The 13,365-nt window shown below is 56.6% G+C and carries 15 protein-coding genes and 1 tRNA gene; 12 read left to right on the forward strand and 4 right to left on the reverse strand.

The annotated features are described in order from the left end of the window. Positions 1 to 64 precede the first annotated feature (64 nt). The 6 genes from GH659_RS01395 (at position 65) to nadC (ending at position 5,101) form a co-directional block, all read left to right on the forward strand. Entirely contained in the window at positions 65 to 1,042 is a 978-nt protein-coding gene (locus tag GH659_RS01395; protein WP_246167620.1) for a YybH family protein, read from the forward strand. Continuing rightward, positions 1,012 to 2,241: a L,D-transpeptidase family protein gene (locus GH659_RS01400; RefSeq protein WP_153108922.1), complete on the forward strand. Its 1,230-nt coding sequence runs from the start codon at positions 1,012 to 1,014 to the stop codon at positions 2,239 to 2,241. The genes GH659_RS01395 and GH659_RS01400 overlap by 31 nt, the downstream gene beginning before the upstream one ends. Beyond that, a complete protein-coding gene (locus GH659_RS01405; RefSeq protein WP_153108923.1) occupies positions 2,241 to 2,822 on the forward strand; it encodes a peptidylprolyl isomerase in 582 nt (193 codons plus the stop codon). Before GH659_RS01400 ends, GH659_RS01405 begins: the two co-directional genes overlap by 1 nt. Positions 2,823 to 2,831: 9 nt before the next feature. Then, positions 2,832 to 3,323, forward strand: a complete 492-nt coding sequence (locus GH659_RS01410; protein ID WP_153108924.1) for a peptidylprolyl isomerase — start codon at positions 2,832 to 2,834, stop codon at positions 3,321 to 3,323. Positions 3,324 to 3,375: 52 nt separating this feature from the next. Next, entirely contained in the window at positions 3,376 to 4,128 is a 753-nt protein-coding gene (locus tag GH659_RS01415; RefSeq protein WP_153108925.1) for a UDP-2,3-diacylglucosamine diphosphatase, read from the forward strand. Between the two features lie 100 nt (positions 4,129 to 4,228). Further along, positions 4,229 to 5,101 carry a carboxylating nicotinate-nucleotide diphosphorylase gene (nadC, locus tag GH659_RS01420; RefSeq protein WP_153108926.1) on the forward strand — a complete coding sequence of 291 codons (873 nt, stop codon included), beginning with the start codon at positions 4,229 to 4,231 and terminating at the stop codon, positions 5,099 to 5,101. A 124-nt stretch (positions 5,102 to 5,225) separates the two neighbouring features. On the opposite strand, the gene thrC is transcribed toward nadC, so the two are convergent. From thrC to GH659_RS01435, 3 genes are all read right to left on the reverse strand, one after another. Beyond that, on the reverse strand, positions 5,226 to 6,671 hold the full coding sequence (thrC, locus tag GH659_RS01425; RefSeq protein ID WP_153108927.1) for a threonine synthase: 1,446 nt from the start codon (positions 6,669 to 6,671) through the stop codon (positions 5,226 to 5,228). Between the two features lie 169 nt (positions 6,672 to 6,840). Continuing rightward, complete coding sequence (locus tag GH659_RS01430) at positions 6,841 to 8,151, reverse strand: homoserine dehydrogenase (protein WP_153108928.1); 1,311 nt, start codon at positions 8,149 to 8,151, stop codon at positions 6,841 to 6,843. A 71-nt stretch (positions 8,152 to 8,222) separates the two neighbouring features. After that, the gene (locus GH659_RS01435) at positions 8,223 to 9,449 is read right to left on the reverse strand and encodes a pyridoxal phosphate-dependent aminotransferase (protein WP_153108929.1); all 1,227 of its coding nucleotides are present in this window, start codon (positions 9,447 to 9,449) and stop codon (positions 8,223 to 8,225) included. Between the two features lie 144 nt (positions 9,450 to 9,593). On the opposite strand from GH659_RS01435, the gene GH659_RS01440 reads away from it, so the two are divergent. Then, a complete protein-coding gene (locus GH659_RS01440; RefSeq protein ID WP_153108930.1) occupies positions 9,594 to 9,965 on the forward strand; it encodes an Mth938-like domain-containing protein in 372 nt (123 codons plus the stop codon). A gap of 41 nt (positions 9,966 to 10,006) precedes the next feature. Further along, on the forward strand, positions 10,007 to 10,885 hold the full coding sequence (locus GH659_RS15085) for a polysaccharide deacetylase family protein (RefSeq protein ID WP_153108931.1): 879 nt from the start codon (positions 10,007 to 10,009) through the stop codon (positions 10,883 to 10,885). A gap of 53 nt (positions 10,886 to 10,938) precedes the next feature. Here GH659_RS15085 and GH659_RS01450 read toward each other — a convergent pair whose 3' ends face one another. Continuing rightward, on the reverse strand, positions 10,939 to 11,631 hold the full coding sequence (locus tag GH659_RS01450) for a Bax inhibitor-1/YccA family protein (protein WP_153108932.1): 693 nt from the start codon (positions 11,629 to 11,631) through the stop codon (positions 10,939 to 10,941). Positions 11,632 to 11,790: 159 nt separating this feature from the next. Between GH659_RS01450 and GH659_RS01455 the strand changes: the two genes are divergently transcribed. The 4 genes from GH659_RS01455 (at position 11,791) to GH659_RS01470 (ending at position 13,347) form a co-directional block, all read left to right on the forward strand. Then, positions 11,791 to 11,880 (forward strand) — tRNA-Ser (locus GH659_RS01455). Beyond that, positions 11,853 to 12,266, forward strand: coding sequence for a hypothetical protein (locus tag GH659_RS01460; protein WP_153108933.1), 414 nt, complete (start codon positions 11,853 to 11,855; stop codon positions 12,264 to 12,266). The genes GH659_RS01455 and GH659_RS01460 overlap by 28 nt, the downstream gene beginning before the upstream one ends. Positions 12,267 to 12,363: 97 nt before the next feature. Continuing rightward, entirely contained in the window at positions 12,364 to 12,777 is a 414-nt protein-coding gene (locus tag GH659_RS01465) for a DUF192 domain-containing protein (RefSeq protein ID WP_246167622.1), read from the forward strand. Between the two features lie 15 nt (positions 12,778 to 12,792). After that, positions 12,793 to 13,347, forward strand: a complete 555-nt coding sequence (locus GH659_RS01470; RefSeq protein ID WP_153108935.1) for a chorismate--pyruvate lyase family protein — start codon at positions 12,793 to 12,795, stop codon at positions 13,345 to 13,347. Positions 13,348 to 13,365 lie beyond the last annotated feature (18 nt).

Consider the following 13,365-nt stretch of genomic DNA (forward strand, 5'->3'; position numbering starts at 1 on the left):
ATTTTCCCTGCTATTTGGCACGTCTTTTGCCAGCGCCCAAACGCTGCCCGAGATTCAGAAACTGATGAAGCAAGGCCAAATGCCGCAGGCACTGGAAAAGGCCGATGCCTATATCGCCACAAAGCCGAAGGATGCCCAAGGCCGTTTCCTGAAGGGCGTCATCCTGACCGATTTGGGCCGCACCGGCGAAGCCATCACCACCTTCTCCAGGCTAACCGAGGACTACCCGGAACTCCCGGAGCCCTACAATAACCTGGCTGTTCTCTACGCCCAGCAAAAGCAGTACGACAAGGCCCGTGCCGCCCTTGAAATGGCGATCCGGACGCACCCGAGCTACGCCATAGCGCACGAGAATCTCGGTGATGTCTACGCAAAAATGGCAAGTCAGGCGTACAGCAAAGCACTGCAGATCGATGCATCGAACACGACGACGCAGACAAAGTTGTCACTGATCAAGGATCTGATCAGCGACACGACAAAGCCGCAAGGCGCCAAGCCGGCCCCCGCACCGGCCCAACCGACGACCAACGCTCCCGCCAAGCCCATCGCGCCAGAAAAGGGGGCCAGCGCAGTGAATAACCTGACGGCTTCGGCAACGGCGCAACCCGCCAAGCCCGTCGCCCAAGCGACAAAAGCATCCGAGAAGACGACCGAACCAACCGCGTCGCAGCCCCAGAGCGCTGCCGAAAAAGCCGTTACTAACGGCAGCGAGGAAGATGTCGCCAAGGCTTTGCAGACATGGGCCAAGGCTTGGTCGCGCAAGGACGTCAAATCCTATCTGGGAAGCTACGCAAAGAATTTCCAGCCCCCGAAAGGCATGTCGCGCAAGGCCTGGGAAGCCGAGCGCACTCAGCGGATAGGCAAGCGCGGAACGATTCAGGTTGACGTCGATAACATCAAGGTCTCGATTTCGGACGACACCGCCACGGTCCGTTTCCGCCAACACTACAACTCTTCATCACTCAAATCATCCACCAGCAAGACGATTGTCTTCGTAAAGTCGGGTGGTAAATGGCTGATTCAGCAGGAACGTATCGGTTGATGCGCTGGCTGCGCCTCGCCTTGGGCCTGCTGGCTTTTCTGGCCACCGGGCCCGGCGTCGTTGCCCGGCTTGAAGAACGCCCACGGACATTTTCGGACGCTGGTCCGGAAACGCAACTGCTCAAGGTCTTCGAGGAGATCGAGAATAACCGCTTGGCCAAGGCGCTCGAACGCACCGAAAACCTGTTGGCGCAATACCCGAATTTTCGTCTCGCCCACCTGATCAAAGGCGACCTCCTCCTTGCCCGAGGCCGGCCGATTTCCGAATTTGGCAACGCGGCCAACTCCTCTCGGAGCGAACTGAGCGACCTGCGCGAAGAAGCCGTTGTTCGCCTCAAGGCCTACCGAAATCGGCCGATGGCCGGCGATTACGTACCACGCTATCTGCTGCAAATGCAGCCCGACCAGAAGCACGCGATTGTCGTCGACACGCGCAAGTCGCGGCTTTACCTGTACCGGAACGATAACGGGCGCCCACGCTTCGTAGCCGATTACTACATCACCCAAGGCAAGCTTGGCGCGGGGAAGACCCGGGAAGGCGACAAGAAAACCCCAACCGGCGTCTACCATGTCACCGGCAACCTTTCCCCCAAGAAGGTCGGGGATTTCTACGGATCGGGGGCTTTCCCGATCAATTACCCCAACGAATGGGACAAACGACAAGGCCGCAACGGGCATGGTATCTGGCTGCACGGCACGCCCTCCGATACGTACGCGCGGCCTCCAAAGGCCTCTGACGGATGCGTCGTTCTCTCGAACACCGACCTGAACGCGCTGGCCAGGAATCTGCAAGTCGGCCTGACACCCGTGATCATCAGCGACTCGGTCGAATGGCTAACCCTTGATGACTGGCAGAACGAGCGCAAAGCACTGAACAACAAGATCGACGAATGGCGCCAGGACTGGGAGAGCCGCGACACGAACCGTTTCCTGCGACATTACTCGGCTAAATTCAGAACGTCGGACCAAACTTTTGACCAGTTCGCCAAGCAAAAGCATCAGGTCAATACGGGCAAACAGTGGATCAAGGTCAATCTGTCCAGTGTTTCCATGTTCCGCGACCCCGGTCAGGACGATCTTGCCGTCGTCACGTTCGACCAGGACTACCAGAGCAACAACCTCAACAATCGGATGAAAAAACGCCAGTACTGGCTCCGGGAGAATGGGGCCTGGAAAATTATTTACGAAGGGAATGCTTGATGCGATTCTGCCTTGCCAAACTTGTTCGCCATACCGCACTGGCTGCTTCAGCAATGTTTATCGCCGCAACGGTAACGGCCGCGCCGACCGTCGAAATGCAGACGACTCACGGCACTATCATCCTCGAACTGAGCCAGGAAAAGGCACCGGAAACCGTCCGGAATTTCTTGCAGTACGCGAAAGACGGGTTCTACACGGAGACCATTTTCCATCGCGTCATCAGCGGCTTCATGATCCAGGGTGGAGGTTTCCTGAAAGACATGGCCGAAAAACCGACCCGTGCGCCCATTGCCAACGAAGCCAAGAACGGACTGAAAAATCAGCGCGGTACCATCGCCATGGCCCGCCGCCCCTCGGCGCACTCGGCAACGGCCCAGTTTTTCATCAATCACAAGGACAATGCCGCGCTTGATTTTCCTTCGCCCGACGGTTGGGGCTACGCCGTTTTCGGCAAGGTCGTCAAAGGCATGGACGTTGTCGACAAAATTGCCGCCGCACCGACTACGACGCGTGGCATGCATCAGGACGTCCCCGTCGAACCCGTCATCATCCAGACGGTCAAAATTCTCTCTGACAAATAAGGAAATTACATGATCAAGCTGCACACCAATTTCGGCGTCATCGCGCTCGAACTCGACGCTGAGAAAGCCCCGGAAACGACGAAGAACTTTATCAGCTACGCCGAATCAGGCCACTACGACAACACCATTTTCCATCGCGTCATTGACGGCTTCATGATTCAGGGCGGCGGTTTCGAGCCGGGCATGAAGCAGAAACCCTGCAACGCGCCGATCAAGAACGAGGCCGACAACGGCCTGAAGAACAACGCTTACACCATCGCCATGGCACGGACCAACGACCCGCACTCGGCGACAGCCCAGTTCTTCATCAACGTCGCCGACAATGACTTCCTCAACTTCAGGGCACCAAACGCCAGCGGCTGGGGCTACTGCGTTTTTGGCAAAGTGACCGAAGGTCAGGATGTGGTCGACAAAATCAAGAGCGTCAAAACCGGAAACGCCGGATTCCACCAAGACGTTCCCGCGCAGGATGTCGTTATCGAGCGTGCCGAGGTTTGCTGAGCAAAACGCGCCAGCGGCCGCTTAACATCCTGCCAAGAGCGAAGACAGATTCGTGATTCATTTCCTGTCCGACCTGCATCTTTCGCCGCAAACCCCTAGCCTGACCGGCCTGTTTCTCGACTACCTCGGGAAACAGGCACGGGGGGTCGAACACGTCTTCATCCTCGGCGACCTTTTCGAAGCCTGGCCCGGAGATGATTGCATCGACGCCCCGGAGGACTCCCACCCGTCCCTGATTGTGAATGGACTGCGCCACCTGACTGAAAATGGCGTAAACGTATCGGTGATGCATGGCAACCGTGATTTTTTATTGGGCGAGGGTTTCGCAAAACGCAGCGGTTGCCGTTTGATTCCCGACCCTTTCACGCTTTCCTTGCCTGGCGGACAGTTCGTCCTGTCGCACGGTGATGCGCTGTGCACAGACGACCGGAACTACCTGGATCTCCGCAGACATATCCGGACCGAAGAATGGAAACGCGCATTTCTCGACCAACCGCTGGCACGACGTCGGGAAATCATTGCCGGTTTTCGCGTCAAAAGTGAAGAGTCAAAACGCGAAAAGCAAAAGCTTTCCCCATCCCTGATGGACGTCAATGCGGTGGCCACCGACGACTTCCTGCGCGCACATGGTTACGCCACGTTCATTCACGGCCACACCCACCGACCGGAGACCCATGAACACATGGTCGACGGGATACTCGTCGAACGCTGGGTTCTCTCCGATTGGCGCGACGACTGTGGGCAAATTATTTCCTGGGATGGCGAGAAACTTCGCAGAGAATACCTACGATTCGCCCCTCAATAATCTGCTAAGTGCAAGTACTTAGGAAGAGTTGCCCCGCCCATCTACGCCAAGGCTCAGTGTAGAATGCCGGGCCCGAATGAACCCACAGACACGATCCTGAATGAAATACATCGCACCCGAACTGTCGATCAACCTGCTAGAGCAAGAGATTGAGCGTAACGTTTCTGCCGCCCTGACGGAAGACGTAGGCGAAGGCGACCTGACCGCACAACTCGTACCGGATAATGTCATTGCCACAGCCACCGTGATCTCGCGTGAAAAGGCCATACTTTGCGGAACCCAGTGGTTTACTCGCTGCTTTGCGAAAATCGACGCCGATACCGAAATCATCTGGAAGGCAACTGACGGGGACATCATCCATCCAGGCCAGACCTTGTGCGAAATCAAGGGCAAAGCACGCTCGCTTTTGACCAGCGAACGTGCCGGGCTCAACTTCCTGCAAATGCTCTCCGGCGTTGCGAGCAAGGCTTGGCGCTACACGGAAGCCGTTGCTGGAACGGGAGCGAAAATCGTCGACACGCGAAAAACGCTTCCGGGCCTTCGTCTTGCCCAAAAATATGCGGTCGCCTGCGGCGGCGGATGCAATCATCGGATCGGCCTTTACGACGCCATCCTGATCAAGGAAAACCATATTCTCGCCGCTGGCAGCATTGCTGCGGCCATGTCGGCCGCAAAACAAGTCGCCGGAGCGGTCAATCGCTGCAAATTCATCGAGATCGAAGTCGAAACTCTGCAAGAACTGGAAGAAGCCCTTGCCGCCGGCGCTCAAATGATTCTGCTTGATAACATGACGCTCGACCAAATGCACGAGGCGGTGGCTATCACGAAAGGATGTGCCGTGCTCGAAGCGTCGGGCAACGTAAGCCTCGAAACGGTTCGCAGCATCGCCGAAACAGGCGTCGACCGCATCTCGGTTGGCGGCCTTACCAAAAACGTGCGCGCCGTCGACTTGTCGATGCGACTCCAGGAGTAGCTCTGCTCCGCCCGACCGGGCGGATAGACTCATTGGGAAACACAAAGGGCGCCGAGGCGCCCTTTGTGTTTCTTCAGCGAAGCATATGAACTGATGCCGCAAGGTGCGGCATCAGTTCCACCCGTCAGCTCATGCCAAGCTTCGCGACAATATATTGCTTCACAGCCTCTGTATCGACATCGAGAACCTCCACCCGCTGCGGCAGGTTCTCGATCCCCTGCAACCCGGCAGGACGGTCGGGACGCTTGCCGAGCGCTTCAACGATCGTATCCTCGAACTTGGCAGGCAAGGCTGTCTCCAGTACCAAGGTTGGCATATCGGGCGAGAGATTTTCCTGCGCCACCTTCAGGCCATCGGCGGTATGGGTATCAATCATCACACCGAACTTCTCGTGAGCATCGCGAATTACCGTCAAGCGATCAGCGTGACAACTTCTGCCGGAGACAAATCCAAATTCGCCCAGGCGTGCGAAATAAGGCGTATTCGACAAATCGAAACTCCCGCCGGCATCGACCTTGGCCCACATTTCACGAATGACCGCCGGATCTCGACCGACAAGATCAAATACAAAGCGCTCGAAGTTGGACGCCTTGGAGATATCCATCGACGGGCTCGACGTTGCATGCGTCTCGACCGTTCCACGCGGACGATAAATCCCGGTACGGAAGAATTCATCGAGCACATCGTTCTCGTTTGTCGCCAACACCAGGCGACCGATCGGCAGCCCCATCATGCGCGCGATATGACCGGCGCAAATGTTGCCGAAGTTTCCGGACGGCACGGCAAAAGCAACCTTTTCGTCGTTGGATTGGGTTGCTGCGAAATACCCCTTGAAGTAATAGACGATCTGGGCCGCGACCCGCGCCCAGTTGATCGAATTGACAGCGCCGATCTTGTATTTCGTCTTGAAGGCGTGGTCGTTGGAAACAGCTTTGACGATGTCCTGGGCATCGTCAAACATGCCGCGCACCGCAATGTTGAAGATGTTCTCGTCTTGCAGTGAGTACATCTGGGCGCGCTGGAACGGACTCATCTTGCCAAAGGGCGAAAGCATGAAGACGCGGATTCCGTGCTTGCCACGCATGGCGTATTCCGCGGCCGATCCGGTATCGCCGGAGGTCGCGCCGAGGATATTGATTTCCTCGCCACGCTTCTCCAGGACGTACTCGAAGAGATTACCGAGCAACTGCATCGCCATGTCCTTGAAGGCCAACGTCGGCCCGTTGGACAACTCCAACAACCCCAGGCCGGGACGCAACCAGCAAACCGGCGTGATTTCTTCGGAATTCCCCCCCGCACGCCCGTTGCAATAGACATCGGCGGTATACGTCTTGAAAATCAGTGTCTTGAGATCATCCGCCGGGATGTCGTCGATGAACTTCGAAAGCACCGCAAACGCCAGCTCGGGGTATGACATGCTTCGCCAAGCATCGAGCTCGGTCCGTGTCACCTGCGGATAGGTTTCGGGCAAATACAACCCGCCATCAGGCGCAAGCCCCCCCAAGAGAATTTCCGTAAATGATTTTTTGGGTGACTTTTCAAAATCACCCCGAGTCGAGATATAACGCATGGGAAGTTTAACTAATTAATAAATAAGCGGAATTATCGGTTGGCTGTGCAGTTTACCATGCCTCGCACCGCCGCCCGGCGGCGGCTTTCAGCCTCCGGCAAGGCGGCACAGGCATTCGCGATGCACATCTGCAATCCAATGGACGTACAAACCCGAGCCCTCCTGGCACTCAGACAAGCTCTTCCAAACGCAGCCGCGTTACTTTCCCGTTGACGACGGACAACTGTTCAATCCGCGCCAGCGCCGCATCGATGTTCTTCTCGCGTGTCTGGTGCGTCAACATGATGATATCGGTCTGTTCCTCGCCCTCGCCCGGCTCTCGCTGAATCATCGCGTCGATCGAAATCTGGTGATCGGCCAGAATGCGCGTGATGTCCGCCAGAACACCCGGCTTATCCTCAACCCGCAAGCGCAAGTAATAGCTGGTCACAATCTCGGACAACGGCAGCACGGGCAGGTCAACCATGGCGTCCGGCTGGAAGGCAAGATGCGGCACGCGATGTTCCGGATCGGCCGTATGCATCCGTGTCACATCAACGAGGTCGGCAATGACCGACGACGCTGTCGGCTCGGCGCCGGCGCCCTTTCCGTAATAAAGCGTTGCCCCGACAGCATCGCCCTTCACCAATACCGCATTCATCGCCCCTTCGACATTCGCGATCAGGCGCTTGGCCGGAATCAGCGTCGGGTGTACGCGCAATTCGACGCCCTCGGGCGTGCGTTTGGTAATGCCCAACAGCTTGATGCGATAGCCAAGTTGCTCGGCGTATTTGATATCGACAGCATCGAGCTTGCTGATCCCTTCGATGTACGCCTTGTCGAAAGCGACCGGCGTTCCGAAGGCAATGGCGCTCATCAGTGTCAGCTTGTGCGCCGCATCAATGCCTTCGATGTCAAAGGTCGGATCGGCTTCGGCGTAACCGAGTTTCTGCGCCTCCTTGAGCACCGCTGCAAAGGGCAACCCCTTGTCACGCATCTCGGAAAGAATGAAGTTGGTCGTGCCATTGATGATGCCGGCGATCCACTCGATGCGGTTCGCCGTCAGGCCTTCGCGCAGCGCCTTGATGATCGGGATACCGCCCGCCACGGCCGCCTCGAAGGCAACGGTTACACCCTTCTTTTGCGCCGCCGAGAAAATCTCGTTGCCATGCATCGCCAGCAAGGCCTTGTTGGCCGTCACGACATGCTTGCCGTTCTCGATGGCCTTCAACACCAGTTCGCGCGCCACCCCATAGCCACCGATCAGCTCGACAACGATATCGATGTCCGGATCAACAACAATACTGAATGCGTCATCGGTCACGCGGCAAGCGCCCGCCGTCACCTGCTTGGCGAGTTCGACATTCTTGTCGGCGACGGCCGTCACCTGAATCACCCGTCCAGCGCGGCGGGCGATTTCCTCTGCATTACGTTTGAGAACATTAAAGGTGCCGCCGCCTACCGTGCCAACCCCCAGAAGTCCAACATTGATCGGTTTCATCTCAAATCTTTCTTAAAACTGAACGAGGCGATGATTCCGCCCATTAAAAACATGTATGGCTAGACCTTCTATCAGGTTCCGTGCCGTTTTCTGTAACCTTCGAGGAAACACGCCAAGCGCGAAATAGCGTCATGCAACATCTCTTCCTGCGGCAGGAAAACAAGGCGGAAGTGATCCGTTCCCGGCCAGTTGAAGCCGCTCCCTTGAACGACCAGCACCTGCTGCTCACGCAAGAATTCGATCACGAAATCCTGATCGTCCTTGATCGGATACATTTCCGGATCGAGGCGGGGGAACATGTACATCGTTGCCTTCGGCTTGACGCAGGTAACGCCGGGAATCGAGGTCACCATCTGGTGCGCCAAATCGCGTTGACGACACAACCGCCCTGACGGCGCCACCAGATCGTTGATGCTCTGGTAGCCATCGAGCGCCGCCTTGATGCCGTACTGTGCCGGAACGTTCGAACACAACCGCATCGAGGCGAGCATTTCCAGCCCTTCGATGTAATCCGTCGCCGACGACTTGTCGCCGGAGATGACAACCCAGCCGGCGCGGTATCCGCAGGCACGGTAGTTCTTCGACAAACCATTGAAGGTAAAGGTAAGAACATCATCCGAGAGCGAGGCGATCGACACATGCTGCACGCCATCGTACAGAACCTTGTCGTACACCTCGTCCGCAAAGATGATCAGGCCAAACTCGCGAGCGATCGCAACGATCTCGCGCAACACGCTCTCCGGATAAAGCGCACCGGTTGGATTATTCGGATTGATGATGACGATGGCGCGTGTGTTGGGCGTAATCTTGGCCCGGATATCGGCGACATCCGGCATCCAGTCGCTCTTCTCGTCGCACAGATAATGACGCGCCGTCCCACCGGAAAGGCAGACGGCCGCGGTCCACAGCGGATAGTCCGGCGCCGGGACGAGCACCTCGTCACCGGAATTGAGCAACCCGTTCATGCACATGACGATCAGTTCGGAGACACCATTGCCGATATAGATGTCATTCAGGCCGACGCCCTTGATATGCTTCTCGGCCGCGTAACGCGCAATGGCTTCACGCGCAACGATGACGCCCTTGGAATCCGAATAAGCCGCCGCCTCGCCAAGATGCTCGATCATAGACCGCTGAATATCCGCAGGTGCGTCGAAGGCGAATGCCCCAACATTGCCGATATTGAGCTTGATGATCTTCTGTCCCGCATCCTCCATTCTTTGGGCCTGTTGCATAACGGGACCGCGAATATCATAGGAAACATGGGCCAGCTTGCGCGATTTGTAGACGGGCTTCATAACATTCAACCTTAGCGGCCCGACAACCCCAGGCCGTCCTCAAAATACCTATCGGATACCGGATCAGCACCCACGGTGCGTCTCGAATAAACCAACCGGCAAAAAGTTATAATCCTACTTTATCGAACCCAGCACCGCAATTTTATGAAACTGCAACTTGACCGGATTTCTGGCCGGTACGCATTCACCGGCTACGGAGACGGTTACGTCAAAGTCAATGCCACCCGCCACACCGGCAACCTAGTAGTGCTTCCCGATCGACTGATCGAAGGCTGGACAGAGTCGAATTTCGACACGCTATCCGTCAGCGATTTCGAATTTCTCGTCACGCTGGATGCCGAAATTGTCATTCTGGGCACGGGGAACCTGCTGCGCTTTCCGCCCCCCGAACTCCTTCAACCGTTCATGAAAGCCCGCAAAGGACTCGAAATCATGGACATTCAGGCAGCTTGCCGCACCTATAACGTATTGACCGGCGAAGGACGCAATGTCGCCGCCGGCCTCATCTTTGGCTAAGACAGCCGCCACCGGGAAATTGATCGGAACGCACCCGCCTCATGAGACGAATTGCCCTCAAAATTGACGTAGACACGTTCCAGGGAACGGCACTTGGCGTGCCAAAACTCCTGGAACTGCTTCAGCGCCACAACGCAAAAGCGTCTTTCTTTTTTTCACTAGGCCCTGACCACAGCGGACGCGAATCCCGTTCCGAGAGCCTTGTCCGATTCCATGGGCTCAGCACACGTCTTTACGGACGCTTCCTGCCGGGGCCGGCAATCGGAACGCGCTGCGCCACGATTCTCCGATCAACCCAAGAGGCCGGATTCGAAGCGGGAATCCATGCTTGGGATCGCGCAAAATGGGAAAAAAGAATCCAGACGGCCGACAACACCTGGGTTGAAGCTGCAATGTGCCAGGCTTGCGCCCGCTTTGAAGAGATTTTTTCCGTCCCGGCCAAATCGCACGCAGCCGCCGGATGGCGCATGAACCGGCACGCACTGCGCCTCACCCAGCGCCTCGGCTTCGCCTACGCCAGTGATTGCCGCGGCGACCACCCCTTCATTCCGGTCATCGACGGCGAGATAGTCACCTGTCCGCAGTTGCCGACAACCCTGCCGACAATCGATGAAATACTCGTTCTGGAGCCCGGCTTTTCGCCCGATCAAGCCGTTGACCGCCTTTTCCAACTCTCGAACGCGATCGCCAGCGACCACGTATTCACCCTCAGAGCGGAACTCGAAGGCTTGCAGTTCTTCAGTTCTTTTGAACGCCTGATTACGACGTGGGTCGACAACGGTTTTCAACTCGTTGCCCTGGAAGAGATCGCAGCAACGCTCGACAAAAAAACGCTACCTCGCCACACCGTCGTCTTTTCTGAACACCCGGGGCGCAAAGGATTGCGTTTAACGCAAGGCCCCTTGTTCTTGCAAGCATAAAAAAGAGCGGCTACTCGCCGCTCTTGCTGACTACGATTGCAACCTCTGAAATCTCAGTCCCGCTCCCCCGTGAGTGCCATCAGAAGATTAAGGAGATGGACAAAGAGGTTGTAGATATCCAGATAGACGGCAAGCGTCGCCGTAATGTAATTATCCTCGCCCCCATTCACGATCCGGCTGATATCGAAGAGGATGTATCCAGAGAAAAGAAGTACCGCAACACCGGAAATCGCCAGTGACAACGCCGGAATCTGGAAGAAGATGTTGGCCACCATGGCAAGCAGCACGACGACAAGGCCGATAAACAGGAACTTGCCAAGAAAGCTGAAATCCCTCTTCGTCACGGTGGCGATACCCGCCAGCGCAAAAAAGATCGCCCCCGTACCGCCCGCTGCCGTCGCAATCATCGAAGCCCCGTTGGAAAAACCCAACGCAACCTGAAGAATGCGCGAAAGCATCAACCCCATGAAAAAGGTGAAACCGAGCAGCAAAACGACGCCCATGCCGCTATTTTTCGTCCGCTCAATCCCCCACATGAACCCGAAGGCAACGCCAAGGAAAAGAAGGAAGGAAATCAGCGGGCTACCGGCAAAAAATGTAAAGCCAGCCTGCACCCCCACGACGGCACCAATTACCGTCGGAAGCATCGACAGCGCCAGCAACATATAGGTGTTACGCAAAACCCTATTATGTTGCAACGAAAGTTCCTGGGTAACCTGACCAGTCATGTGAACCTGAGGTTGCATCATTTTCTCCCGCAAAAAGAATAAATTAAGCGTACGTAAGACTAATTAAGAAAGGAATAAGTTTCAAGAATAACCGACTGACTCGAAACAAACGATCGCAATGACTCCTCGACGAACCAACGTGGTATCATTCGCGCCGCTGCAAAGGCAGCCTTCATCGGAAGCGTGGCAGAGTGGTTGAATGCACCGGTCTTGAAAACCGGCGTTGGTTTACGCCAACCGTGAGTTCGAATCTCACCGCTTCCGCCAGCCGCCTGCGCCTTGATACTCTCTCCCGCAACGCAGTCTTATTTGACTTGCCGCCCCAGGCAACTCCAAACGAGGTCGAAATGTTCTGCGCGACCACTTTCTCGCGACCGCTGACAGCATTTGCGCTTGGTATTGCGCTGGTTTTGGGCACACAAAGCTCATTCGCGATCCCGAAGGCTGCAGAGTCCCCCGATGCCCCGGTGACCCAAGGCACTAACCTGCTGGCAGAGAAGCCCTCTCCCAAACAACAGGCATCTGCCGCCCCCACTCGCCCCGCCGCTTCAGCCGGTTCTCTGCGTAAATCGAAGACAAGATCAACAAAGAAAACCCAAACTGTCGCCCGGCAAAAGCAATCAGATCGTACCTCCGCGAAGAAACGCCGCTAACACACCGTCGCGAGCGTAGGAATATCCAAACATCGGCTGCATCAACCTGCTCAATATGCCAAAAATCAATCTTCACCGGTTTCTCAGCGCTGTTTTCATGCTGTTGCTGCAACTCCCCGCCATAAGTCGAGCCGAGGGGCCACGGATGGAACTGACAGCCGGTTTCCACCGAATCGAGGCTGAAATTGCCGCCGACCAGGCCAGCCGGATGCAGGGGCTCATGCACCGGCAAAGCCTGCCTGTTAATCAAGGAATGCTTTTCGTGTTCACGCGCAAGGACCGCCATTGCATGTGGATGCGCAACACACTGATCCCGCTGTCCGTCGCTTTTCTTGATGACGACGGGAAGATTCTGAACATTGAGAACATGCAACCGAACACCGAGAGCAACCATTGCGCAAGCGCTCCTGCACAGTTTGCATTGGAAATGAACCATGGCTGGTTTGCGCAGAAGGGGCTGAAACCGGGGCAGAAAATAGGTGGCGTTGAAAAGTCGCCGCGCCCCTACTAATAGTTACCGGCAAACATGCCCGGCGGACGACGAACAAACTGGCTAAGCAAGCCTTTCCCCCAGTCCCAAACAGCCCCCTCTGCCTGGCTACGTGACCGGGGCTCCCTGACCAAACGCCTTCAAACAAAGGGGGCGTTCTCGGTTCACCTGATAACGCAAGGCCTCTCGCTTCCCACCGACGACGAAGCCTTCCTTTTAGGCCTTCCTCCCCGCAAGCGCGTTTGGGTCCGCGAAGTCGAGCTGTACTGCAACGGCAAAGCGCTTGTCTTTGCACACACGATCATGCCTTGCCGACCACGCGGCCCGCTCAACCGCTGGTTCGCCCGCCTTGGTAACCGTTCGCTTGGCGCGCTTCTCTTCACGCACCCGGGATTCCAGCGGGGCGAGCTCGGTTATACCGCCATCGACCGCCACCACCCCCTTTTTGCTCACGCCGCCAGCACCTTGTACCCCGAAGGATTGCCGCTTGGGCACTCGGCAAAGCTGTGGGCAAGGCGATCGCGCTTCGTCTATAAGACGCAAACCATCCTGGTAACGGAAATTTACTCTCCGGCCATTGCTTCGATCTGATCGCAGCCTCGCGCTCGC

Origin of the sequence: Propionivibrio limicola (assembly GCF_009469695.1) — a bacterium.
Lineage (GTDB): Bacteria > Pseudomonadota > Gammaproteobacteria > Burkholderiales > Rhodocyclaceae > Propionivibrio > Propionivibrio limicola.

What these genes read in the sequence shown, in the direction of transcription:
- GH659_RS01440 (WP_153108930.1), top strand. Translation starts at nt 9,594, where the DNA reads ATGAAACTGCAACTTGACCGGATTTCTGGCCGGTACGCATTCACCGGC.
- nadC (WP_153108926.1), top strand. Translation starts at nt 4,229, where the DNA reads ATGAAATACATCGCACCCGAACTGTCGATCAACCTGCTAGAGCAAGAG.
- thrC (WP_153108927.1), bottom strand. Translation starts at nt 6,671, where the DNA reads ATGCGTTATATCTCGACTCGGGGTGATTTTGAAAAGTCACCCAAAAAA.
- GH659_RS15085 (WP_153108931.1), top strand. Translation starts at nt 10,007, where the DNA reads ATGAGACGAATTGCCCTCAAAATTGACGTAGACACGTTCCAGGGAACG.
- GH659_RS01465 (WP_246167622.1), top strand. Translation starts at nt 12,364, where the DNA reads ATGCTGTTGCTGCAACTCCCCGCCATAAGTCGAGCCGAGGGGCCACGG.
- GH659_RS01405 (WP_153108923.1), top strand. Translation starts at nt 2,241, where the DNA reads ATGCGATTCTGCCTTGCCAAACTTGTTCGCCATACCGCACTGGCTGCT.
- GH659_RS01435 (WP_153108929.1), bottom strand. Translation starts at nt 9,449, where the DNA reads ATGAAGCCCGTCTACAAATCGCGCAAGCTGGCCCATGTTTCCTATGAT.
- GH659_RS01450 (WP_153108932.1), bottom strand. Translation starts at nt 11,631, where the DNA reads ATGCAACCTCAGGTTCACATGACTGGTCAGGTTACCCAGGAACTTTCG.
- GH659_RS01395 (WP_246167620.1), top strand. Translation starts at nt 65, where the DNA reads ATGAAGCAAGGCCAAATGCCGCAGGCACTGGAAAAGGCCGATGCCTAT.
- GH659_RS01430 (WP_153108928.1), bottom strand. Translation starts at nt 8,151, where the DNA reads ATGAAACCGATCAATGTTGGACTTCTGGGGGTTGGCACGGTAGGCGGC.
- GH659_RS01470 (WP_153108935.1), top strand. Translation starts at nt 12,793, where the DNA reads ATGCCCGGCGGACGACGAACAAACTGGCTAAGCAAGCCTTTCCCCCAG.
- GH659_RS01410 (WP_153108924.1), top strand. Translation starts at nt 2,832, where the DNA reads ATGATCAAGCTGCACACCAATTTCGGCGTCATCGCGCTCGAACTCGAC.
- GH659_RS01400 (WP_153108922.1), top strand. Translation starts at nt 1,012, where the DNA reads ATGGCTGATTCAGCAGGAACGTATCGGTTGATGCGCTGGCTGCGCCTC.